General features: G+C 61.7%; 23 protein-coding genes. 15 read left to right on the top strand and 8 right to left on the bottom strand.

Annotated features, from left to right (window positions below):
- Window positions 1-2: 2 nt before the first annotated feature.
- The 4 genes from ACODSZ_RS16710 to ACODSZ_RS16695 form a co-directional block, all read right to left on the bottom strand.
- Window positions 3-695, bottom strand: coding sequence for a glutathione binding-like protein (locus ACODSZ_RS16710; protein ID WP_008330052.1), 693 nt, complete (start codon window positions 693-695; stop codon window positions 3-5).
- A gap of 82 nt (window positions 696-777) precedes the next feature.
- Complete coding sequence (locus ACODSZ_RS16705; protein WP_488928080.1) at window positions 778-1,935, bottom strand: pyridoxal phosphate-dependent aminotransferase; 1,158 nt, start codon at window positions 1,933-1,935, stop codon at window positions 778-780.
- A 63-nt stretch (window positions 1,936-1,998) separates the two neighbouring features.
- Window positions 1,999-2,520, bottom strand: coding sequence for a PIN domain-containing protein (locus ACODSZ_RS16700; RefSeq protein ID WP_488928079.1), 522 nt, complete (start codon window positions 2,518-2,520; stop codon window positions 1,999-2,001).
- 10 nt (window positions 2,521-2,530) lie between these two features.
- Window positions 2,531-2,815, bottom strand: a complete 285-nt coding sequence (locus ACODSZ_RS16695; RefSeq protein ID WP_034350685.1) for a hypothetical protein — start codon at window positions 2,813-2,815, stop codon at window positions 2,531-2,533.
- 472 nt (window positions 2,816-3,287) lie between these two features.
- Between ACODSZ_RS16695 and yaaA the strand changes: the two genes are divergently transcribed.
- A complete protein-coding gene (gene yaaA, locus ACODSZ_RS16690; protein ID WP_175344341.1) occupies window positions 3,288-4,064 on the top strand; it encodes a peroxide stress protein YaaA in 777 nt (258 codons plus the stop codon).
- 91 nt (window positions 4,065-4,155) lie between these two features.
- On the opposite strand, the gene ACODSZ_RS16685 is transcribed toward yaaA, so the two are convergent.
- A complete protein-coding gene (locus tag ACODSZ_RS16685) occupies window positions 4,156-4,956 on the bottom strand; it encodes an outer membrane protein assembly factor BamD (RefSeq protein ID WP_175344340.1) in 801 nt (266 codons plus the stop codon).
- A 112-nt stretch (window positions 4,957-5,068) separates the two neighbouring features.
- On the opposite strand from ACODSZ_RS16685, the gene ACODSZ_RS16680 reads away from it, so the two are divergent.
- Both ACODSZ_RS16680 and pgeF read left to right on the top strand, forming a co-directional pair.
- Window positions 5,069-6,187, top strand: coding sequence for an RluA family pseudouridine synthase (locus ACODSZ_RS16680; RefSeq protein WP_175344339.1), 1,119 nt, complete (start codon window positions 5,069-5,071; stop codon window positions 6,185-6,187).
- Between the two features lie 12 nt (window positions 6,188-6,199).
- Window positions 6,200-6,946: a peptidoglycan editing factor PgeF gene (gene pgeF / locus ACODSZ_RS16675; RefSeq protein WP_488928078.1), complete on the top strand. Its 747-nt coding sequence runs from the start codon at window positions 6,200-6,202 to the stop codon at window positions 6,944-6,946.
- A gap of 78 nt (window positions 6,947-7,024) precedes the next feature.
- On the opposite strand, the gene ACODSZ_RS16670 is transcribed toward pgeF, so the two are convergent.
- Entirely contained in the window at window positions 7,025-7,918 is an 894-nt protein-coding gene (locus ACODSZ_RS16670) for a LysR substrate-binding domain-containing protein (protein ID WP_488928077.1), read from the bottom strand.
- A gap of 151 nt (window positions 7,919-8,069) precedes the next feature.
- Between ACODSZ_RS16670 and ACODSZ_RS16665 the strand changes: the two genes are divergently transcribed.
- Window positions 8,070-8,855, top strand: coding sequence for a sulfite exporter TauE/SafE family protein (locus tag ACODSZ_RS16665; RefSeq protein ID WP_488928076.1), 786 nt, complete (start codon window positions 8,070-8,072; stop codon window positions 8,853-8,855).
- Window positions 8,852-9,115, top strand: coding sequence for a hypothetical protein (locus tag ACODSZ_RS16660; RefSeq protein ID WP_008330006.1), 264 nt, complete (start codon window positions 8,852-8,854; stop codon window positions 9,113-9,115). The genes ACODSZ_RS16665 and ACODSZ_RS16660 overlap by 4 nt, the downstream gene beginning before the upstream one ends.
- A gap of 155 nt (window positions 9,116-9,270) precedes the next feature.
- On the opposite strand, the gene ACODSZ_RS16655 is transcribed toward ACODSZ_RS16660, so the two are convergent.
- On the bottom strand, window positions 9,271-9,540 hold the full coding sequence (locus tag ACODSZ_RS16655; RefSeq protein WP_175344336.1) for a hypothetical protein: 270 nt from the start codon (window positions 9,538-9,540) through the stop codon (window positions 9,271-9,273).
- A gap of 57 nt (window positions 9,541-9,597) precedes the next feature.
- Between ACODSZ_RS16655 and phaC the strand changes: the two genes are divergently transcribed.
- The 3 genes from phaC (at window position 9,598) to phaR (ending at window position 13,317) form a co-directional block, all read left to right on the top strand.
- On the top strand, window positions 9,598-11,457 hold the full coding sequence (phaC, locus tag ACODSZ_RS16650; protein ID WP_488928075.1) for a class I poly(R)-hydroxyalkanoic acid synthase: 1,860 nt from the start codon (window positions 9,598-9,600) through the stop codon (window positions 11,455-11,457).
- 249 nt (window positions 11,458-11,706) lie between these two features.
- Complete coding sequence (locus ACODSZ_RS16645) at window positions 11,707-12,447, top strand: 3-ketoacyl-ACP reductase (protein ID WP_008330001.1); 741 nt, start codon at window positions 11,707-11,709, stop codon at window positions 12,445-12,447.
- 303 nt (window positions 12,448-12,750) lie between these two features.
- Window positions 12,751-13,317 (top strand): polyhydroxyalkanoate synthesis repressor PhaR, encoded by a 567-nt coding sequence (gene phaR, locus ACODSZ_RS16640; protein ID WP_008329998.1) that lies wholly within the window; start codon window positions 12,751-12,753, stop codon window positions 13,315-13,317.
- A 37-nt stretch (window positions 13,318-13,354) separates the two neighbouring features.
- Here phaR and ACODSZ_RS16635 read toward each other — a convergent pair whose 3' ends face one another.
- Complete coding sequence (locus tag ACODSZ_RS16635) at window positions 13,355-14,215, bottom strand: LysR family transcriptional regulator (RefSeq protein WP_488928074.1); 861 nt, start codon at window positions 14,213-14,215, stop codon at window positions 13,355-13,357.
- Window positions 14,216-14,314: 99 nt separating this feature from the next.
- On the opposite strand from ACODSZ_RS16635, the gene ACODSZ_RS16630 reads away from it, so the two are divergent.
- The 7 genes from ACODSZ_RS16630 (at window position 14,315) to ACODSZ_RS16600 (ending at window position 21,022) form a co-directional block, all read left to right on the top strand.
- Complete coding sequence (locus ACODSZ_RS16630) at window positions 14,315-14,935, top strand: FMN-dependent NADH-azoreductase (RefSeq protein WP_488928073.1); 621 nt, start codon at window positions 14,315-14,317, stop codon at window positions 14,933-14,935.
- A gap of 211 nt (window positions 14,936-15,146) precedes the next feature.
- Window positions 15,147-16,523, top strand: a complete 1,377-nt coding sequence (gene rimO, locus ACODSZ_RS16625; RefSeq protein WP_008329993.1) for a 30S ribosomal protein S12 methylthiotransferase RimO — start codon at window positions 15,147-15,149, stop codon at window positions 16,521-16,523.
- Between the two features lie 14 nt (window positions 16,524-16,537).
- Entirely contained in the window at window positions 16,538-16,951 is a 414-nt protein-coding gene (locus tag ACODSZ_RS16620) for a hypothetical protein (RefSeq protein WP_488928072.1), read from the top strand.
- Between the two features lie 195 nt (window positions 16,952-17,146).
- Window positions 17,147-18,343 carry a cystathionine beta-lyase gene (locus ACODSZ_RS16615; protein WP_488928071.1) on the top strand — a complete coding sequence of 399 codons (1,197 nt, stop codon included), beginning with the start codon at window positions 17,147-17,149 and terminating at the stop codon, window positions 18,341-18,343.
- A 679-nt stretch (window positions 18,344-19,022) separates the two neighbouring features.
- Window positions 19,023-19,340 carry a flagellar transcriptional regulator FlhD gene (gene flhD, locus ACODSZ_RS16610; RefSeq protein ID WP_008329990.1) on the top strand — a complete coding sequence of 106 codons (318 nt, stop codon included), beginning with the start codon at window positions 19,023-19,025 and terminating at the stop codon, window positions 19,338-19,340.
- A 174-nt stretch (window positions 19,341-19,514) separates the two neighbouring features.
- Complete coding sequence (gene flhC / locus ACODSZ_RS16605) at window positions 19,515-20,129, top strand: flagellar transcriptional regulator FlhC (protein WP_008329989.1); 615 nt, start codon at window positions 19,515-19,517, stop codon at window positions 20,127-20,129.
- 98 nt (window positions 20,130-20,227) lie between these two features.
- Complete coding sequence (locus ACODSZ_RS16600; protein ID WP_241821968.1) at window positions 20,228-21,022, top strand: class I SAM-dependent methyltransferase; 795 nt, start codon at window positions 20,228-20,230, stop codon at window positions 21,020-21,022.
- Window positions 21,023-21,166: the final 144 nt, after the last annotated feature.

Raw genomic sequence — 21,166 nt, 5'->3', positions numbered from 1 at the left:
GATCAGCGTTTCTGGTACTGGCTCTTGCCGAACAGCAGTTCGCGGGCCTTGTCGTCCTGCAGCGGCTTGCGCTGGTCGGCCAGCACGGTCACGCCACGCTGTACGGCGGCACGCGCGTTGATGGCATCGAACCAGCGCTTGACGTTGGGGAAATCCGCCAGATCGATACCCTGGTTCTTGTGCGAACGGGTCCAGGGGAAGCAGGCGATGTCGGCGATGGTGTAGTTGTCTCCGGCCAGGTAAGCATGCTGGCCCAGTTGCTTGTCCATGACCTGATACAGGCGGCGCGCTTCGTTGCTGTAGCGGTTGACGGCGTATTCGATCTGCTCCGGCGCGTACAGGCGGAAGTGATGCGCCTGGCCCAGCATCGGCCCCAGGCCGCCCATCTGGAACATCACCCATTGCAGCACTTCATACTTCTCGCGCACGGTCTCGCCCAGGAAGCGCCCCGTCTTGCCGGCCAGGTAGATCAGAATGGCGCCGGATTCGAATAGCGAGATCGGTGCGCCGTCCGGACCATCGGGGTCGACGATGGCGGGAATCTTGTTGTTGGGCGAGATCTTCAGGAATTCGGGCGTGAACTGGTCACCGGCACCGATATCGATGGCATGCGCGGTGTAGGGCAGGCCGCATTCTTCCAGCATGATGTGGACCTTGTGGCCATTGGGGGTAGCCCAGCTGTAGACGTCAATCATGGCGTTCCTTTTCTGCGTGTCGTGTTGAGGGGGAAGTCACGTTATCGAAAACATCTAAACGATTTGCGCACCGACCGTCTTATTACAGCTTCGCCAGCCGGTCCAGCGCCAGTTGCAGCGTTTCATCCTTCTTGGCGAAGCAGAAGCGCACGATGCCCGATTCCTTGGGCGTGTTGTAGAAGGCCGAGACCGGGATGGCCGCCACGCCGATTTCACTGGTGAGCCATTTGCAGAAGTCGGCTTCGGACTGGTCCGAGATGGCGTCGTACTTCACGCACTGGAAATAGGTGCCCTGCGAGGGCAGCAGCTCGAAACGGGTGTTGGCCAGTCCTGCGCGGAAAAGGTCACGCTTGTTCTGGTAAAACGCCGGCAAGTCCAGGTACGGTGCCGGGTTCTTCATATACTCGGCCAGACCATACTGCACCGGGGTGTTGACGGTAAAGACGTTGAACTGGTGGACCTTGCGGAATTCTGCGGTGAGCGCAGCCGGTGCCGCCACATAGCCAATTTTCCAGCCGGTGACGTGATAGGTCTTGCCGAAGCTGGAATTGATGAAGCTGCGCTCGGCCAGATCCGGATGGCGTGCCAGCGATTCATGCGGCTGGCCATCGAAGACCATGTGCTCGTAGACCTCGTCGGAGAGGATCAGGATATCGGTGCCGCGTACGATGTCGGCCAGCGCGGCCACGTCGGCGGCGCGCATGACGCTGCCGGTCGGGTTGTGCGGGGTGTTGACCATGATCATGCGGGTCTTGGGCGTGACGGCTGCCTTGACCTTGTCCCAGGGGATGCTGTAACCCGCCGCGCCCACTTCCATCTGCACGAACACCGGTACGCCACCGGCCAGCTCGATGGCGGGGACGTAGCAGTCATAAACCGGTTCGATCACGATGACTTCATCGCCCGGATGCACGGCGCACAGCACCGAGGTCAGGATGCCCTGGGTGGCGCCGGCGGTGACGGTGATCTCGGAGACCGGGTCATAGCGATGGCCGTAGAGGCGCTCGACCTTGTCGGCGATGGCTTCGCGCAGCGGCAGCACACCGGCCATGGGCGGGTACTGGTTCAGACCCTCCTGCATGGCGCGGGTGACGGCATCGACCAGCGCCGGATCGCAATGGAAATCAGGGAAGCCTTGCCCCAGGTTGACCGCGCCTTTTTCGCTGGCCAGGGCAGACATGACGGTGAAGATGGTGGTGCCGACCTTGGGCAGCTTGGTGACGATGTTGGGGGTGCTCATTGCAGCGGGCTCGTTCTTGTGATGATCGCAAGCCCGCTATTCTAGCCGGATTCTCGCGGCGCTTCAGGTCGCCGGATCGAGGAAGGCATCGGCCCGCCAGAGCTGGGGCGGCACGATGGCAAAGAGGCCGCGCTTGAGGGTGCGTTTGCCGAGTTTGAGAACGGCCTTGTCCTTGCTGACCAGCACGTGGGCCTGGCATTGCAGGGCCAGTTCGAGGAATTTCTGATCATCGCCATCGGTGCAAAGGGGCAGGCCGAAGGTATTGACCTGCGCCAGCGGCAGGCAGCGCAGCAGGCGGTCGAATTCGGCGCAGATGGCCGGCTTGGTCTCGGGCGTGACCGGCAGATGCGGATAGTCCAGCACGGCCAGCCACTCGTTGCGGCAATCCTCGCGGGTGTAGGCCTCTACCGTTGCTTGCTCCAGAGCTGCCTGCAAGGCGGCCCAGCGCGGGTCGCGGAAGACGAACAGGTCCAGACAAACGTTGGTGTCCAGCACCACGCGCTGGCGCCCGGCGGGGGCGTCAGCAGCAGGGCCGGAAGACTGGGGAAGCACAGCGCTGAGGGAAGGTGTTACCTGGATGCTCATTGAGTGAAAACTAGTTGTCGATGCCGCGATGGCCGGGAGGCGGCGCTTCCTGCTTGGCAAAGAGATCGCCGCCGGCTTCGAGCGCATCATACCCCTGATCGGTGACGCGCCAGAAATTGTGCATGTCCACCGCCACCAGCCCCCGGTCATAGAGCAGGCGCAGATGATGCAGGATCACCTCCGGCGCCACCTGTCCGGGCAGGGTGCTCTGGATCTTCTCGACGTCGCCGTAGAGAGTGCCGAAGGCTGCCAGCTGTTTCAGGATTTCGCCCATGAGGGCTTTGTCTCGTTTCATGATGTCCTCCTTGCCGGTGGCCGGCGGGGTCAGGCGGGCAGGGCTGCCCTTGTCTCCCATGGACAGCAAAATGCCGGCAAAGTGCCGAGACGATGTCGGCCCTGGAAGACTGAGCTGCTGCTGCCGTGCTTCCTTGCTTCCTTGCCAAATCACCTGCTTGCTGCCTTGTTGATTAACGGCAAGTCTGCTGCCGAACTTGAATCGGAACCGATCCCGCTCTCCGTGCGGCCACGCTGCTCCCCCGTGCCGCCGTCGACGGACGGGCGCTTGAGCGTCCTGGCGCCAGGGTTCGCCATCATGTCCAATGCTTCAGTGTAGGAGCCGCGGTGCACGCTTCAAAGGCGCAACAACCGGCATTTTGTTGTCCAGACTTTCATATCGGCTTCCAGCCGCCCCCCTCCGCACGCAAGCGCCGCGCTTTGGGTATCATGACGGCCACTCTGTCCCAACCTGATCATTGGATGAACGCCTCATGCTGATTGTTTTGTCTCCCGCCAAGTCGCTGGACTATGACACGCCTGCCAACACCGAGCTCCACACCACGCCCGCCTTCGTGTCGCGTTCGGCCGAACTCATCGAGGTCCTCAAGACCAAGTCGCCGGCCGAGATCGGCAGTCTCATGGGCATTTCCGACCAGTTGTCGGTGCTGAACGTGAACCGCTATGCCAGCTGGTCGCGCAAGTTCACCACCAGAAATGCCAAGCAGGCCGTGCTGGCTTTCAACGGCGACGTCTACGAAGGGCTGGATGCCGGCTCGCTCAATGCCAGGCAGCTGGATTACCTGCAGCAGCACGTGCGCATCCTCTCGGGCCTGTATGGCATGCTGCGCCCGCTGGACCTGATGCAGCCGTACCGCCTGGAGATGGGCACCAAGCTGGCCAATCCGGGCGGCAAGGATCTCTATGCCTTCTGGGGCAGCGAGATCACCGAGGCGCTCAATGGCGAACTGGCGGCGCAGAAGACGCCGGTGCTGGTGAACCTGGCTTCGGAGGAATACTTCAAGGTGGTCAAGCCCAAGCTGCTCAAGGCGCAGGTGGTCTGCCCGGTGTTCGAGGACTGGAAGGGCGGCAAGTACAAGATCATTTCCTTCTATGCCAAGCGGGCGCGCGGCCTGATGGCGCGCTATGCGGCCCAGAAGAACATCAGCCAGCCGGAAAAGCTCAAGGGCTTCGATGTCGAGGGCTATGCCTTTGCACCCGAAGTCTCGACCGAGAGCAGCTGGGTGTTCCGCCGCAAGCTGGAGGGCTGAGCCCGGGCCGACAGGCCCACCGGCAGCGCGAAAAAAAACCTCGCCATGCGCATGGCGAGGTTTTTTTTTGCTTGTCGTTGCCGGGTCGGGCTTACCAGACCTTCCACCAGGGCTTGGACTTGGGCTTGGGGCCGCCGTGGTACCAGGGGCTGTTGGGATAGGTGGCCTGGATGATGCGTTCGGTATCTTCCTTCAGCTTGGTCTGGCCCAGAGCCTCATAGGAGCGCATCAGGATGAACAGCGCCTCTTCGTTGGCCGGGGAATCCGGATACTGCTTGATGGCAGCCTGGGCGCGGTTGGCGGCCGACACATAGGCGCCACGGCGGAAGTAGTAGTTGGCCACGTGGACGTCGTATTGCGACATGGCATTGACCAGGTATTTCATGCGGGCAATGGCGTCCGGGGTGTACTTGCTGTCGGGGAAACGTTCGGCCAGCAGCTTGAACGAGTCGAAGGCGTCACGCATGGCCTTGGGATCGCGCTCGGTGTTGTCCTGATCGGTGAAGGTGTCGAAGATGCTGGTGCGATCATTGAAGTTGATCAGGCCCCGCAGGTAGTACATGTAGTCCACATTGGGGTGGTTCGGGTGCAGCTTGATGAAGCGGTCCACCGCGGCCAGACCCTGCGCCTGCTCGTTCTGGCGATAGTAGGCGTAGGCGATGTCCATCTGTGCCTGCTGGGCGTAGGTACCGAAGGGGTAGCGCGATTCCAGCTTCTCGAAATACTTGATCGCCTTGTCGTAGCCGCCGGCATTCAGTTCATCCTTGGCTTCCGAGTATAATTTCGGGGCAGACCAGCCGACCGTCTCGTCCTTTTGTTCCGGCAAGAGGCCGCAGGCGGTGAGCGAGAGGGCAAAACCGATGATGAAAAACTTCAATAAGATTTTGTGCATGACTCTTGTGTGCTTGTCTGGGACTATCAGTTGTGCATGGCGCTGTGCGCCTACCCGAGCCGGCTGCATCGATACCCGAAATACAATCAACCCGATCCGGCGATTATAGCTGATGTCACGTAAGAAACCCCTTCCGATTACAAATGGCGATGAGCCTGTAAAGACCGACCTCCCGCTGGAGGACGATTTCGATGACGGCGAGCAAGCCGGTGAGGAAAGCGTCTCCAGCCTGGAGCCCCTGAGTTTTCGCCTGGATGACGAGGTCATCGGCCAGCGGCTGGACAAGGTCCTGTCCGGCCTGATGCCCGAATTCTCGCGCAGCCGCATCCAGCAATGGATCGAAGACGGCCACGTGACCGTTGACGGCGCGCCCGCCAAGGGCAAGATGACCATGCTGGGCGACGAGCTGGTGGAGGTGGCGCCGCAATCGGTGCCGGCCGACCAGCCTTATGCCCCCGAAGCCATGGATCTGGACATCCTGCATGAGGACAAGTCCATCATCATCTTGAACAAGCCGGCCGGCCTGGTGGTGCATCCGGCCGCCGGCAACTGGAGCGGCACGCTGTTGAACGGCCTGCTGCATCATTGCCCGGCCCTGGCCAACGTGCCGCGCGCCGGCATCGTGCACCGTCTGGACAAGGAAACCAGCGGCCTGATGGTGGTGGCCAAGACCCTGGCCGCCCAGACCGACCTGGTGCGTCAGTTGCAGGCCCGCAGCATGAAGCGTCAGTACCTGGCGCTGGTGTGGGGCCTGCCGCAGCTCTCCGGTACCATCAATGCACCGATGGCGCGCCATCCGCGCGACCGCATCAAGATGGCCGTGTCGCAGAGCATGCGCGCCAAGCCGGCGGTGACCCATTACCGTCGCCTGGCCACCGGCGAGATCGACCGCAAGCCGGTCAGTCTGGTGCATTGCCGCCTGGAAACCGGTCGTACCCATCAGATCCGCGTGCACCTGCAATCGCTGGGCTTCGCGCTGGTGGGCGATACGCTCTATGGCAAGCAGCATCTGGCGCCCATCTTCCCGCGTCAGGCACTGTTGGCCGGGCGCCTGGGCCTGGTGCATCCGACTTCGGGCAAGTTCCGGCAGTGGGCGGCACCTTTGCCGGCGGATATCGAAGCCCTGCTCAAGAGCGCCCACATCGACCCGGCCCTGGCGGTCATCCCGGAGATGAGCGAGGAGGCCGACCCGGTCCTGGGCGACTATGACGAAGACGATGACGACTATTGAGCGAGCCCGCCCATGGAACTGCTGATCCCCGACTGGGCCGCGCCCGATAACATCGGTGCCCTGACCACCCTGCGCGCCGGCGGTTTCAGCCCGGCGCCCTACGGGGACGGGCAGGGCGGCTACGGCCTGAATCTGGGCACCCACGTCGAGGACGATGCACAGCGGGTGGCACGCAACCGCGCGCTGCTGCGCCGCCTGCTGCCCGCCGAACCGGCCTGGCTGACGCAGGTGCATGGCGTGACGGTGCTCGATGCCGCCGCGCTGCCCGACCAGCCCACGGCTGACGCCTGCATCAGCAGTACGCCCGGCGCGGTGTGCGTGATGATGACGGCCGACTGCCTGCCGGTGCTGTTCTGTGACCGCGCCGGCAGCGTCGTCGGTGCCGCCCACGCCGGCTGGCGCGGGCTGGCTGCCGGCGTGCTGGAACAGACCGTGGCGGCCATGCGCACACGTGGCGCGCAGGACATCCTGGCCTGGCTGGGGCCGGCCATCGGGCCGGAGCATTTCGAGGTCGGCGCCGAGGTGCGCGAGGCCTTCATGGCGGAACTGCCCGCGGCGCACATGGCCTTCCGTGGGTATCCGGGACGCCCCGGAAAATACCTGGCTGACATCTACCAACTGGCCCGCCAGCGCCTGGCCCGCGTGGATGTGCAGGAGATCAGCGGAGGCGGCCTTTGTACCGTGGCCGATTCCCGTTTCTATTCCTACCGGCGCGACAAGACTACCGGACGCATGGGCTCGCTGATCTGGCTCAAGTGAGCAAGACTGCGAGCGGGGGCGAATCCTTCTTTGCCTGATCGATGGCGGCTCTGCGGCGCCGCCATTTTTCCTGCTGCCTCACGCGTGGCCTTGCAGGGCCAGGATCAGTTCGCGCGTAGGGCCGGGCAAGCCTTCCAGCCCGCGCACGCAGATGAGCAGCTGGCGCCGGCTCCAGCCATCGGTGAGCGGGATGGTGCGGATATCCCTGTGCGCCGCGCAGTCCAGGGCCGCCGTGGCCGGAATCACCGCCACGCCCACCTGATGCTCCACCATGCGGCAGATGCCGTCGAAGCTGCGCAGCCGCACCCGGTATTGCAGACGCCGTCCGGCACGGGCGGCATGGCTGGAGAGGTGCTGTTGCAGGGCGCTGTCACCGGACAGTCCGATGAAATCCTCGCCCAGCAATTCACTGAAGGCCAATGACTTGCGGCGCGCCAGCGGATGTTTCCTGGCCAGCACCGCCACCAGATGATCCTGGCGGAACGGAAAGGTCTGCAGCGGGCCGCTGTCGGCGGAGTCGGCGATGATGCCGACATCGGCCACGCCATCGACCACGGCCTGCACCACTTCATAGCTCAGTTTCTCTTCCAGTTCGATATCGGTGTGCGGATGCCGGGCCAGGAACCGGGCCAGCACTTCCGGCAGGAATTCGGTCATGGCCGAGGTATTGCACAGCAGCCGGATATGGCCCTTCAGGCCCTGCGCATACTGGCCCAGTTCATCGCGCAGCTGCTGCATCTGTTGCGCCATCATGCGTGCGTGATGGGCCAGGGCGCGCCCTGCATCGGTGGTCTGCACACCGCGCCGGCCGCGTTCCAGCAGGGCGGTGCCCAGTGCATCCTCCATGTTGCGAATGCGTGCACTGGCCGAGGCCAGCGCCATGTGGGCGCGTTCGGCGCCGGCCGTGATGCTGCCGCTTTCCACAATGTGCAGGAAAAGACGCAGGTCGGACAGTTCGAAACGATGGCTCATCGGTGTGCCTGGAAGGTGGGGGAGTCGCGTTGAGCCTTCGGCCAGGCCGAAGGCTGGCTAAGTGTATTCCACATTTTCAGGGCGGGCGAGGACTGGCAGACTGGCAAGCATCGATTCTTCGCCATCCTCTCTTCACACTCCTTTTCCCGCCATGCCCAGCCTGCTTTCCCTTGTCGAGATGAACGCCGCGACGCTGGCCGTGAGCCTGGCCGTGTTCCTGCTGGCCGGCTTCGTCAAGGGCGTGATCGGCCTGGGTCTGCCGACGGTGGCCATCGGATTGCTCAGTCTGGTGATGTCACCGGTGCAGGCAGCGGCTTTGCTGATCCTGCCCTCGATGGTCACCAATGGCTGGCAGCTGGCCACGGGTGGCGCCTTGCTGATGCTGGCAAAACGCCTGTGGACGCTGCTCGCAGGCGTGGTCATCGGCACGTTGGCCGGTGCCGGATTCATGCGCGCCGATGGTGGCCGTCATGCCATCGTGGTGTTGGGTGTGGCGCTGATGCTGTATGCGCTGGCCGGACTGGCAGCCTGGACACCGACGGTACCGCCCCGTCATGAGCGCTGGTGGTCGCCGCTCATCGGTTTGCTGACAGGGCTGGTGACGGCGGCCACCGGCGTATTCGTGATTCCGGTGGTGCCGTATCTGCAAGCGCTGGGCTTGCCGCGCGACCAGCTGATCCAGGCGTTGGGTTTGTCCTTTACCGTCTCCACGCTGGCCCTGGCCGTCAACCTGGGGCAAGCGGGAGCCTTCAGCGCAGGCGTAGGCTGGGCGTCGTTGATGGTGCTGTTGCCCGCCTTGCTGGGTATGGCCATCGGCAGCCGGGTGCGGGCGCGGGTGCGCGCCGCCGCCTTCCGTCGCTGCTTCTTCATCGGTTTGCTGCTGCTGGGTCTGCATCTGGCCTGGCACCTGCTCGATCTGCTGGAGGCGACACGATGAGTCACGCCATCCAGCAGTCCCGCGGCTGGCAGATCGAAGGCCCCCGGCAGCGCCAGGCCAATGAAGTGCATGTCTATGCCTGGCTCGATGGCAGCATGATCGCCATGCTTGATTGTGAGTTACGTGACCGCGATGGCCTGAAGTTACGGATGGCCTATGTTTCGCCACCCTGGCGTGGATCGGCGGTGCTGCGCGACATGCTTGCCGTACTGAAACCCTGCTATCGCCGGATCACCTTGCGACGGGTGGCGCGAGGCTGACGTGATCTTGGTCGTTTTGCTGAGTTTTGCCGCCCGGCATCACTGCATGATGCAGTGCGCAAACCGGCATGCTGCGGGCGTTGTGGAGGCGCGCACAGCTTGGCGGTTGATGTCGTTTTCTAAGTTTTCCGCACGAGCATCGGAAGGGGGAGGACTCACCCAGCGGGATCGCGCGGTGCCCCATCCGGGTTGACGGACTCGCGTTTGACGGGCGGCTCATCGCTGATTTCTTCCTTGCGCTCAGCTGTCAATTTCTTCATCTTTTGACGATTCCGCTTGCGTTGCGGCGTACCCATCAGGTATAAAACGATGGTCAGGGGAATTATCCCGTACAGCAGGAAAGTGGCGACGCCAGCAATCGCCGACTGTTCGGTGATCGACATCATGAAGACGACGTAGAGCCATGCGATAGCGACGATGACCATGGTGAAGTGACGCTTCGAGACAAACCGTAACGATACGCGAAAATTGCAGATCCGAGCATGAACAAGCAGAATCCGCAGCAACCCTCTCCCGATGTATCCGCGTGGCTGGCACAGATGTCCGATCCGAAGTTCTGGACCTCGTTGCAGTCCCAATTCCAATCCCAGTTCGAGCAGTTCAAGTCGCATTTGCCGCCCGTGCCCGCGATGCCGGGCATGCCGCAGATACCGGGCTTTCAGGGTTTCCCCGGTGGTGCGATGCCGCCCGGTGCCGGGCAGATCGATCCCACGGTCCTGCTCAAGCAACTCGGCGACCTGGGTGCCACCCTCGATCCCGCCGATCTGGTCCGCCTGCAGCAGGACTACACCCGCGAATTCGGCGAGCTGTGGCAGTCGATGCTGGCGGCGAAGACGCCGGCCATCACCGACCGCCGCCTGTCGGCACCGGCCTGGCAGGAACACCCTTACTTCGCGTTCCAGGCGGCCGCCTACCAGTTGAATTCCCGCTTCCTGCTGGCCCTGGCCGATGCGGTCAAGGGCACCGAGAAGGTGCGCCACAAACTGCGTTTTGCGGTGCAGCAGATGATTGATGCGATGTCACCGGCCAACTTCCTGGCCACCAATCCGGTGGCGCAGCAGAAGATCCTGGAGACACGCGGCGAGAGTCTCACGCAAGGCATCGCGCAATTGCTGGCCGACCTGCAGAAGGGCCACATCTCCCAGACGGACGAGACCGCTTTCGAAGTGGGCCGTGACGTCGGCGCCAGTGCCGGTTCGGTGATCTTCGAGAACGCACTGTTCCAGCTCATCCAGTACGCACCGCTGACCAAGACCGTGCATGCGGTGCCGTTGTTGATCGTGCCGCCCTGCATCAACAAGTTCTACATTCTCGACCTGCAACCGCAGAATTCGCTGGTGCGTTATGCGGTGGAGCAGGGGCATACCGTGTTCCTGATTTCCTGGCGCAATGCTGATGCCACGGTCGAGACCGCCACCTGGGAAAACTACGTGGATGATGCCGTGGTGCGCTCCATCCATCTGGTCCAGGAAATCAGCAAGCAGCCGCAGATCAATGCGCTCGGTTTCTGCGTGGGGGGCACCATCCTGTCCTGTGCGCTGGCGCTGCTGGCCGCGCGCGGCGAAGATCCGGTGTCCAGCCTGACACTCCTGACGACCTTCCTCGATTTCTCCGACACCGGCGCCATCGATGTCTACATCGACGAAATGCAGCTGGCCCTGCGCGAGCAGATGATCGGCCAGCGCGGCCTGATGGCCGGACGCGACTTTGCCAGTGCCTTCTCCAGCCTGCGTCCCAACGACCTGCTGTGGAACTACGTCGAATCGAATTACCTGAAGGGCGAGAAGCCCAGCGCCTTCGACCTGCTGTACTGGAATGCCGACAGCACCAACCTGCCGGGGCCGATGTTCTGCTACTACCTGCGGCACATGTATCTGGAGAATGCGCTCAAGGAACCCGGGCGCCTCACCGTGGGCGGCGAGAAGATCGACCTGCGCAAGATCAGCGCGCCGGCTTTCATCTATGCCTCGCGCGATGACCACATCGTGCCGTGGAAATCGGCCTATGCGTCGCTGGAGCTGATCAATGCCGGCAAGCGCAGCAACAACCGCTTCGTGCTGGGCGCCTCGGGTCACATTGCGGGCGTGATCAATCCGGCCTCCAGGAACAAGCGCAACTACTGGATCAACGACAAGGCCCGTGCCGGCAGCGATGCTGATACCTGGATGGCGGGTGCGACCGAGCATCCGGGCAGCTGGTGGGGCGAGTGGGCCGCCTTCCTGGCCAAGCATGGCGGGCGCAAGGTGGCTGCCCCCAAGGCTGCGGGTTCGACGCGCTACAAGCCCATCGAACCGGCACCGGGACGCTACGTCAAGGTCAAGGCCGACCAGGCGGCTGGTTGATGCGAATCTGCCAGCCGGCCAGGAAGGGCCACAGAAGCCGGCGGCATGGATAAAGAAGAGGGCGGTGACCGGTACCGGCCCGCCGACAGAGAGAGACGGCCGACAGCGCATCCGCGGCGCAGCCCGGCCTGACAAGACAAAGGAGCGCCCTTCGCGCGAAGGGCCTCCACCAATGCGGCGCAAAGCAGACGCGAAAGAGGGGAGCAGGGCTTACCCCAATAAATCACCATCCCTATAGGAGGCAGCATAATGAGCAAGCGTATCGCATATGTGACCGGCGGCATGGGCGGCATCGGAACCGCCATCTGCACCCGTCTGTGCAAGGACGGCTACACCGTGGTGGCCGGCTGCGGTCCCAATTCCACCCGCAAGGATTCCTGGCTGGCGACCATGCGCGGCCAGGGCTATGACATCCACGCATCCGAAGGCAACGTCTCGGACTGGGAATCGACCAAGGCCGCCTTCGAGAAAGTGCGCGCCGAGATCGGCGAAGTGGACGTGCTGGTCAACAACGCCGGCATCACCCGCGACGGCCAGTTCCGCAAGATGAGCAAGGGCGACTGGGATGCGGTCATCGACACCAACCTGAATTCGCTCTTCAACGTTACCAAGCAGGTCATCGAGGGCATGTGCGAGCGCGGTTTTGGTCGCATCATCAATATCTCCTCGGTCAATGGCCAGAAGGGCCAGTTCGGCCAGACCAACTACTCCACCGCCAAGGCCGGCATCCACGGCTTCACCATGGCGCTGGCGCAGGAAGTGGCGACCAAGGGCGTGACGGTCAACACCGTCTCGCCGGGCTATATCGGGACCGACATGGTGCGCGCCATCCGTCCGGAAGTGCTGGAGAAGATCGTCTCCGGTATTCCCGTCAAGCGCCTGGGTGAGCCGGAGGAAATCGCCTCCATCGTCGCCTGGATCGCCTCGTCTGAGGGCGGGTACGCCACCGGTTCGGACTTCTCGCTCAACGGCGGCCTGTACATGGGCTGATGCCGTCTTCGACGGCCACGTGCGCGGCAGTGCCGCATGCGTGGCCGTTTTTACGTGTGTCACGGGCTGGGATTTTGTCAGTCTGGCACGTCAGGGCTCCCCTTTTGCCGCTCTTCGCCCCTATAATGGCTTGCGTTGCTGCCCTGCAAAAAGCAGGTGGCACACAGTAGAAGAGAGAAGAAGCAAGGAGAGGACAGCACAATGTCCCGGACGCCCGCGGGTGAGGACCGCATCGAAGCCACCCGCACCGCTGCAAACCAAGGCCGGCAAGACGGCTGCAATGAGAGAGAGACTGGACTTCAGATGACTACTGCAAAAAATTCGGCAGATCGCTTGATCAAGAAATATCCCAACCGCCGTCTGTACGATACCCAGACCAGTTCCTACATCACGCTGACCGACGTCAAGCAACTGGTGCTGGACAATGAAGAATTCACCGTGGTCGACGCCAAGAGCGGCGACGACCTGACCCGCAGCATTCTGTTGCAGATCATCCTGGAAGAAGAGTCGCATGGCGTGCCGATGTTCTCCAGCGGCGCGCTGTCGCAGATCATCCGTTACTACGGCCATGCCATGCAGGGCATGATGGGCAACTACCTGGAAAAGAACATCCAGACCTTCATCGACATCCAGAACAAGCTGGCCGAGAACTCCAAGGGCTTCTACGAAGGCAAGCCCTTCAGCCCCGAGATGTGGACGCAGTTCATGAACGTACAAGGTCCGATGATGCAGGGCATGATGAGCAACTACATCGAACAGAGCAAGAACCTGTTCATCCAGATGCAGGAGCAGATGCAGAGTCAGACCAAGAACATGTTTGGTACCTTCCCCTTTGGTGCGCCGGGTACGCCGCCGGATCAGAAGAAATAAGCGGTTCTTTCTCCTCCCCGCAGGCTGACTGGACCGCTCAGAAGTTGTGGGCGTGCGACTGCACCAGGTCGATCAGAAAGTCAGCCGTCGCGCGGATGCGTGGTGCTCTGCGTACGTCGGAATGCATGACGAGGTACAAGGGGCAGGGCGGCGGGGACTTCGGCATCGGTATGGACACAAGCCGACTGTCTTCTGTCACCATGAATCGCGGCAAGAGCGCCATGCCGATCCCGGACAATGCGGCGTGGTACATGGCGCGAATGTCGTTGGTCCTTAGCGCGTAACTGCGTGGGCTTACATATTTTTCCAGCCAGATCTTTTGCCAGCAGCCGCTCCTCAGGTCGAGCCCGATGAATGAACGCTCGGATTCCGGTCTCTCCAGCCATGCCGGTACCCCATAGAGCTTGTAGTTCACATTGCACAACAGACGTGCCACCAGTTGCGGACTCTTTGGTTCGCTCATGCGTAATGCGATATCCGCTTCTCGGCGACTCAGGTCGGCGCCGCGACTCTCGCCGATCAGCTCCAGCTCGATCTCCCGGTATTTCTCCTGAAAAGACGACAATCTGGGAACCAGAAAGTCGCTCATCAGGATCGGCGGCGCCGACAGACGCACCGTGCCTGACAGCGTGGTGTTAGCTAACGCCGTACGCCACAGCGAGAGCATTTCCATTTCCAGCGACTCTGCCTGCCTGGACAGTTCCACGCCTTCCCTGGTCAATACCCATCCACGTGCCAAGCGGTCAAACAATTTGACCTTGAGCGTCTTTTCAAGATTGCCTACGCGGCGCGCTACCGTTGAGTGTTCGACTTCGAGCAATCTGGCTGAGGCGGACAGGCTACCTTCGCGGCTTAAGGTCAGGAAATATCGAACATCGTCCCATTGCAAGCTATTCATATGGGTATTTATGCACAGAGGAAGGCTGATTTTTGGGAATTCCTTCAGGGAAATCCTTGCTTTAGAGTTAAAAAACTTAACTCAAGGAGGACCTACAGCATGAAGATTCTGCATATCAATTCGTCGTCTCGCAGTACAGACAGCCGTTCGTTGCAGCTCGCGGAAGTGTTTCTGTGCGAACTGAAAAAGCGCAAGGCCATTGAAGTTGATCGCTTCGATTTGTTCTCCGGAAAACTGCCGGAGTTCGGGGAGCTAGCCGTCAGTGCGAAGATGGCCCTGTTTACCGGCGCAGAGGCGACCACCGAACAAAAACGCGCATGGGCCGGCATCAGGGAAGTGTTTGAGCGGTTTGCTTCTGCCGATGCCTACGTGATCAACGTACCCCTCTGGAACAACGGCCTGCCCTATATTCTCAAGCAGTTCATTGACGTCGTTACCCAGCCGGGCTGGGCATTTGGCTTCGATCTTGAGAAGGGATACAGCGGCCTTCTGAAGAATAAAAAGGCTTGCATCATACATGCCAGTGGTGTCTATCACCATCGTATTCCGGTGAACTTCGGATCCGATTTCAGTACGCCCTATCTGACCGACTGGCTGAAGTTCGTTGGCGTGGAGGATATTCAGCAAATTCACTTTGCGCCTACCGTGGTCAATCCTGACTTCGAGCAGACCAGGCAGCGTGCGGAGCAGCAGGCTGTAGAGATTGCATCCAACTTCTGATTGGCATGTCGAATTGCTGTTAGCTCACATTCTCGCCAAGTACCAGTCAGGCGACCGAGACGGTTGCGATCCCACCCGAAGTACACCCGAAACCGTCAAAAGCAAGCGCCCGGCAGTGGACGTTGTACAATAGCGCCCTGATTTTTAAAGCATTTTTTGCTTTTTCCCGTATTGTCGGCCGTTTCCGGCCCGCCTCACTGAGCCATCTGCCATGTCCAACCCGTCTTCCCCCGCCACTCCGGCCCTGCCCAAGGTCGGTTTCGTCTCCCTCGGCTGCCCCAAGGCACTGGTCGATTCCGAACAGATCCTGACCCAGCTGCGCGCCGAAGGCTACGATACCGCCAAGTCCTATGACGGCGCCGATCTGGTGATCGTCAATACCTGCGGTTTCATCGACGCTGCCGTGCAGGAATCGCTGGACGCCATCGGCGAAGCCCTGAACGAAAACGGCAAGGTCATCGTCACCGGCTGTCTCGGCGCCAAGAAGGATGCCGACGGCGACGACATCATCCAGAAGATCCACCCCAAGGTCCTCGAAGTGACCGGCCCACACGCCGTGGGCGAAGTCATGCAGGCCGTGCACAAGCACCTGCCCAAGCCGCATGCGCCCTTCATCGACCTGGTGCCGCCGCAGGGCGTCAAGCTGACCCCCAAGCATTTCGCCTACCTGAAGATTTCGGAAGGCTGCAACCATCGCTGCAGCTTCTGCATCATCCCCTCCATGCGCGGGGATCTGGTCTCGCGCCCCATCGCCGATGTCATGCTCGAAGCCGAGAACCTCTTCAAGGCCGGCGTGAAGGAATTGCTGGTGATCTCGCAGGACACCAGCGCCTATGGCGTGGATGTGAAGTTCCGTACCGGTTTCTGGAACGGCAAGCCCATCAAGACCCACATGACCCAACTGGTCGGTGCCCTCGGCGAGCTGGCACAGCAATATGGCGCCTGGGTGCGTCTGCACTACGTCTACCCGTACCCGCACGTGGACCAGATCATCCCGCTGATGGCCGAAGGCAAGATCCTGCCCTACCTGGACGTGCCGCTGCAACACGCCCACCCGGACGTGCTCAAGCGCATGAAGCGTCCCGCCAATGGCGAGAAGAACATCGAGCGTATCCAGGCCTGGCGCGCGCTGTGCCCGGATATTACGATCCGCTCCACCTTCATCGCCGGCTTCCCCGGCGAAACCGAGGCTGAATTCGAGTACCTGCTGGACTTCCTCAAGGAAGCCGAGATCGACCGCCTGGGCTGCTTCGCCTATTCCCCGGTGGAAGGCGCCACCGCCAACGAGATCGCCAATCCGGTGCCCGAAGAAGTGCGCGAAGAGCGCCGTGGCCGCGTCATGCAGCTGCAGGAAGACATCTCCAAAAAGCGTCTGCAAGCCAAGGTCGGCAAGACCCTGCGCGTGCTTATCGATGAAGTGGACCGCAACGGCGGTACCGGCCGCACCTATTCGGATGCGCCCGAGATCGATGGCGTGGTCTACGTAAAACCACCCTTCGAACCGCACCGCAAGCTGGAAGTCGGCCAGTTCGTCGACGTGCGCATCACCGCCGCCGATGCCCACGACCTCTGGGGTGCCGCCGAGTGATGCACGTACTGCCGATGCGCCGCCCCCTGCTGGCGGCACTGGTGCTGTGCAGCGCCAGCGCGCTCCTGCCGGCTCTGGCGGCTTCCTCCGGGCCGGTCGCCAATGCCTCGGAAGGCTCGCTGCGGCAGACCCTGATGACGCACGCCGTGGTGCTGCGCGGCCAGATCGACGGGCGCCAGATCCAGCTTTCGCTGCAACCCAAGAAGAACGAGGATGGCCTGGAAGGGCGTTATTTCTTCTTCGGCGGTTCGCCCGAGATTCTGGTGGCCGGTGAGGTCGACGGCGACGATCTGCTGATGGAAGAATCCGTCAACGGCAAGGACGTCTCCGGCCAATGGGAAGGGCACCGCCAGGGCCAGTCCATCACCGGTACCTGGTCCAATGCCGATGGCAGCATCAACAAGCCCTTTGCGCTGCAGTTGCCCTGATTGCCCCGCCCACGGACAGCGCCGGACAGGGGCGCTGAAAAGGTGATATGAAGCTTGGTTCAGCCTCTTGCGCAAGCATCGCCGTCGCCAGCGGGCCTGCGGCCCATGCTCTTGCTTTCGATGTGAACAAGCTGCGCGTATAGTGAGACTTTTGCGCCCCGCCCCCGGGGCGCCATCGTTTCCTGAGGCAGATCCGTGTCCGATTCCAACGCAACGTTCCCCGCATCCTCCCTTCCGCTCGATCCGCAGACCGCACTGGTCCATAGTCGCTACCGTGCTCCCGACGGTTTCGAGGCCTTCCCGGTCGGTATCCATCACGCTTCCACCGTGCTGTTCCCCAACGTGGCGGCCATGCGTTCACGCGACTGGCGTGAAAAGCTCGGCTACACCTACGGCCTGCATGGCACGCCGACCAGCTTCGTGCTCGAAGCCCGGCTGGCCGAGATCGAGGGCGGCACTTATTGCCGTGTCACCCCCAGCGGCCTGGCGGCCATCGCCATGGTCAATTTCGCCTTTCTCAAGAGCGGCGACGACGTGCTGCTGCCCGATAACGTCTACGGACCCAGCAAGGATCTGGGCCAGTGGCTGGAACGCGATTTCCAGATCACGGCGCGCTTCTATGACCCGATGATCGGCGCTGGCCTGTCCGCGCTGATCCAGCCCAATACGCGCCTGGTGTGGACCGAGGCACCCGGTTCAGTCTCCATGGAGGTGCCCGACATCCCGGCCCTGTGCCGTGCCGCCCATGACAAGGGCGTGCTGGTGGCCATCGACAATACCTGGTCGGCCGGCATCGCCTTCAAGGCCTTCGAGCATGGCGCGGACATCGTCATGCAGGCTGTCACCAAGTACCAGTCCGGCGGTTCGGACGTGCTGATGGGCGCGGTCATCGTGCGCGACCAGGCCCTCAACGAAAAACTGGAACTGGCCCACATGCGCCTGGGCTTCGGCGTGGGCATGGACGATGTCTATATGGTGCTGCGCAGCCTGTCCTCGATGCGCCTGCGCTTCGAGGCGCACGATGCCGCTGCGCGCAAGGTGGCGGCCTGGCTCAAGCAACGTCCGGAAATCGTCGCCGTACTCCATCCCGCCTTCGAGGATTGCCCCGGACACGCCCACTGGAAGCGCGATTTCACCGGGGCAGGGGGGCTGTTCTCGGTGATCTTCGATCCCCGTTACAGCGAAGAGCAAACCGACCGCTTCGTCGACAGCCTGCAGCTCTTCAAGATCGGCTACAGCTGGGGCGGTGCCCACAGCCTGTGCGTGCCGTACCGGATGCGCGGCATGCGCCACCAGTGGCAGCGCGACGGCGTGCTGGTGCGCTTCAACATCGGGCTGGAAGCACCGGATGACCTGATCGCCGATATCGGACAGGCCCTGGCCCGGTTGTAAGCTGCCTGCTCGCCTGCCATCCCCGCACCGGCCGCAGGCGAGCGGCCCGGTCACCCCTGCGCCAAGGTTCAGTTTGCCTGCCAGAAATTGAATAAAGGTAAATGGCGCATCTGTTTATCGTTTTGAGGCCTGGCCCACCGTCATAGAATGGTAGCCATTCTCGATACGTTGGTTTTTCCTGTGAAGATGTTGCGCAAAAATCATCAAGGCAGGTAAATAACTGCAAGTTTTCTTAGTCGGGAAGCTGAAGCAAACTACAGTTGAATCCCTCAATATGAGAAGAAATGTGGATGAGCTAGTCGCCCTCCAGCAACAATCAGGGAGAAATCCTCGAAGATTTACAACTTATTTAGTTTCTTTTAAGACAAGTTTCTGTTGTCATTTCAGGCAAGAAACCTTTTGATCAGGAAATCCCTGATAGGAGCGGGAAGTCGCAAGCATCCTGACTCTCTCGTATCCAACGCAGAAAACTTCACGCATATCCCGCCCTCGTGTAAGACGAACTCCTACAAGTTGAACCGGGTGTTCTCCGTCTAAAAATACCGACCAAGTCTAATTTCCCGCCTGTCCTGCCCCCCTCAGAATTGGCTTGCAGTCAAGTAAATGTAAGCGATTGTAAGCAGCTCGACGCAGCCTGAGCGCGAGCCGTAGGAAGTTCTCATACCGAGGTGGGGTGCAAATGAATACCAACGACATGATGGCGGAGATCCGCGATGCCAACCTGAGCTATCTCATGCTGGCGCAGCAAATGATCCGTTCGGACAAGCCGACCGCAATCTTCCGTCTGGGCATCAGCGCCGAGATTGCCGATCTGATCGAAGGTCTGTCCAATGTGCAGATCATGAAACTGGCGGCGACCAACATGATGTTGACGCGTTTCCGTTTCGACGATGGTGCCATCCTCGGCATGCTGACCAACTACAACAAGGACAAAAGCCTGGCGCAGTCGCATGCGGCCATTCTGATGGCCTGTCAGCCCAGCGAACAAATTTCGTAAAACAACAAGACAAGGCAGGGCCGGCGTGTCCAGGGGAAGTCAACGCGCCGGAGGGGAAGACGTTCAACGCTTTATCAAGTTTGTGTCTTGCATTCATGCCTGAGAGTTCGCTTGCCGGCGGCACGCGAGTCGGGGTCAGGCAGACTTATTACGAAATCACCGGGGGGTAGCACCATGGCTAAGAAGAGCGTTGTCACAGAGGCGCAGGAAATTCAGCTGGCCATCGAACTGATCAATCTGGGGGCGCGCCTCCAGTTGCTGGAATCCGAAACTTCACTCTCGCGCGAGCGTCTGCTGAAGCTGTACAAGGAATTGAAGGGCGTCTCGCCGCCCAAGGGCATGCTGCCGTTCTCCACGGACTGGTTCATCACCTGGCAGCCCAATATCCATTCGTCGCTGTTCATCAATATCCATCGCTATCTGGTGGAGCACGCCCGCATCAATGGCATCGAAGCCGTCATGAAGGCCTACAAGCTCTACCTGGAGCAGGTTGGCTACAACGATGCCGGCGAACCCGTGCTCTCGCTGACCCGCGCCTGGACGCTGGTGCGCTTCTTCGAAAGCAAGATGCTCATGACCACGCCCTGCTGCAAGTGCAATGGCCATTTCGTCGTGCATCGTCTGGACCTGCACCAGGATTACCTGTGCGGTCTGTGCCACATGCCGTCGCGGGCCGGCAAGACCAAGAAGGCCAAGGATGCCGTCACCATGGGTCTGGCCGAGGCTGCCCTGCCGGTGGCTGCTGCCGCGCCCCTGGTCGCCACGTCGGTCCTGGCCGCTGTGGCCTGAGCCGGAGCAGGGATGTACCAATGCCTTGCTGCAGGTCTGCAGCGAGGCGGTAATGGGCCAGGGTGTTCAACCAAAAAAGAATAAGGCCGATTGCCTCGATGTCCGAACCTGAGAATCACCCCGCCGCCGGTCGCAGGCCCTGGTGGCAGGCGCCGGCGCTGCGGGCCCTGCTGCTGTTGGCGTTGGCCCTGGTCGGCGCCAATGTGCTGGATGTGCTTTTTCAGCGCGCCGGTCTTGCTCCTCTTTCCCCCCTCCAGACTGCCCTGCTGCATGGCGTGATGGCCGCGCTGCTGGCGCGTCTGTGCCGCATGGCCATATGGTGGTGGCTGATCCTGCTGGTGTTCCCGGTGGCCGCATTGGGTGTGGCGCAGCTGCACGTGCCGCCGTGGGTATTCCTGGCGGTATTCCTGTTCATGCTGGTGTTGTTCTGGTCGACCTTCCGCAGCCAGGTGCCGTTCTATCCTTCCGGGCAGCGCGCCTGGGATGCGGTGGCCGGCCTGCTGCCGGAGGGGCAGCCGATCCGCTTCATGGATATCGGCAGCGGCCTGGGCGGCGCCGTGCTGGATCTGTCGCGCCGCCGCCCCGAGAGCGAATTCACCGGTATCGAGATCGCGCCCCTGCCTTGGCTGGTCAGCCGGGTGCGCGCGATGCTGGCAGGTGATCGCTGCCGTTTCGTGCGCGGCGACTACCTGCGGCTCGATTTCGGTGATTACGACGTGGTGTTCGCCTACCTGTCACCGGCGGCGATGGAGGCGCTGTGGCACAAGGCGCGCGCCGAGATGCGGCCGGGGACGCTGCTTCTGAGCTATGAGTTTCATATTCCCGGTGCTACACCTGATGTCGTGGTCGCCCCCGAGGACGGCGGCAGGGTGCTGCACGGGTGGCGCATGTGAGGGCTGGGAGCCGCGCAGGCCCTTGGCAGCGGCTGCGAGACGCGACGTATCAAGTTTGTGCCAATTCAGCCGTAAATCAAAAAGGAAGGGCGTTTTTCGGATATGTATTCCCTCATTTGCTTGATTGGAATACCTGTAATCTGA

The sequence above is a fragment of the Herbaspirillum sp. FG34 genome (assembly GCF_057809315.1).
Note: the sequence above shows the minus strand (reverse complement) of the source record. Positions and strands in the feature narration are given on the sequence as shown.

Bases quoted from the DNA above. Each gene is read 5' to 3' on its own strand.
- ACODSZ_RS16710 (WP_008330052.1), bottom strand. From the start codon at position 695: ATGATTGACGTCTACAGCTGGGCTACCCCCAATGGCCACAAGGTCCAC.
- ACODSZ_RS16705 (WP_488928080.1), bottom strand. From the start codon at position 1,935: ATGAGCACCCCCAACATCGTCACCAAGCTGCCCAAGGTCGGCACCACC.
- ACODSZ_RS16700 (WP_488928079.1), bottom strand. From the start codon at position 2,520: ATGAGCATCCAGGTAACACCTTCCCTCAGCGCTGTGCTTCCCCAGTCT.
- ACODSZ_RS16695 (WP_034350685.1), bottom strand. From the start codon at position 2,815: ATGAAACGAGACAAAGCCCTCATGGGCGAAATCCTGAAACAGCTGGCA.
- yaaA (WP_175344341.1), top strand. From the start codon at position 3,288: ATGCTGATTGTTTTGTCTCCCGCCAAGTCGCTGGACTATGACACGCCT.
- ACODSZ_RS16685 (WP_175344340.1), bottom strand. From the start codon at position 4,956: ATGCACAAAATCTTATTGAAGTTTTTCATCATCGGTTTTGCCCTCTCG.
- ACODSZ_RS16680 (WP_175344339.1), top strand. From the start codon at position 5,069: ATGTCACGTAAGAAACCCCTTCCGATTACAAATGGCGATGAGCCTGTA.
- pgeF (WP_488928078.1), top strand. From the start codon at position 6,200: ATGGAACTGCTGATCCCCGACTGGGCCGCGCCCGATAACATCGGTGCC.
- ACODSZ_RS16670 (WP_488928077.1), bottom strand. From the start codon at position 7,918: ATGAGCCATCGTTTCGAACTGTCCGACCTGCGTCTTTTCCTGCACATT.
- ACODSZ_RS16665 (WP_488928076.1), top strand. From the start codon at position 8,070: ATGCCCAGCCTGCTTTCCCTTGTCGAGATGAACGCCGCGACGCTGGCC.
- ACODSZ_RS16660 (WP_008330006.1), top strand. From the start codon at position 8,852: ATGAGTCACGCCATCCAGCAGTCCCGCGGCTGGCAGATCGAAGGCCCC.
- ACODSZ_RS16655 (WP_175344336.1), bottom strand. From the start codon at position 9,540: ATGGTCATCGTCGCTATCGCATGGCTCTACGTCGTCTTCATGATGTCG.
- phaC (WP_488928075.1), top strand. From the start codon at position 9,598: ATGAACAAGCAGAATCCGCAGCAACCCTCTCCCGATGTATCCGCGTGG.
- ACODSZ_RS16645 (WP_008330001.1), top strand. From the start codon at position 11,707: ATGAGCAAGCGTATCGCATATGTGACCGGCGGCATGGGCGGCATCGGA.
- phaR (WP_008329998.1), top strand. From the start codon at position 12,751: ATGACTACTGCAAAAAATTCGGCAGATCGCTTGATCAAGAAATATCCC.
- ACODSZ_RS16635 (WP_488928074.1), bottom strand. From the start codon at position 14,215: ATGAATAGCTTGCAATGGGACGATGTTCGATATTTCCTGACCTTAAGC.
- ACODSZ_RS16630 (WP_488928073.1), top strand. From the start codon at position 14,315: ATGAAGATTCTGCATATCAATTCGTCGTCTCGCAGTACAGACAGCCGT.
- rimO (WP_008329993.1), top strand. From the start codon at position 15,147: ATGTCCAACCCGTCTTCCCCCGCCACTCCGGCCCTGCCCAAGGTCGGT.
- ACODSZ_RS16620 (WP_488928072.1), top strand. From the start codon at position 16,538: ATGCGCCGCCCCCTGCTGGCGGCACTGGTGCTGTGCAGCGCCAGCGCG.
- flhD (WP_008329990.1), top strand. From the start codon at position 19,023: ATGAATACCAACGACATGATGGCGGAGATCCGCGATGCCAACCTGAGC.
- flhC (WP_008329989.1), top strand. From the start codon at position 19,515: ATGGCTAAGAAGAGCGTTGTCACAGAGGCGCAGGAAATTCAGCTGGCC.
- ACODSZ_RS16600 (WP_241821968.1), top strand. From the start codon at position 20,228: ATGTCCGAACCTGAGAATCACCCCGCCGCCGGTCGCAGGCCCTGGTGG.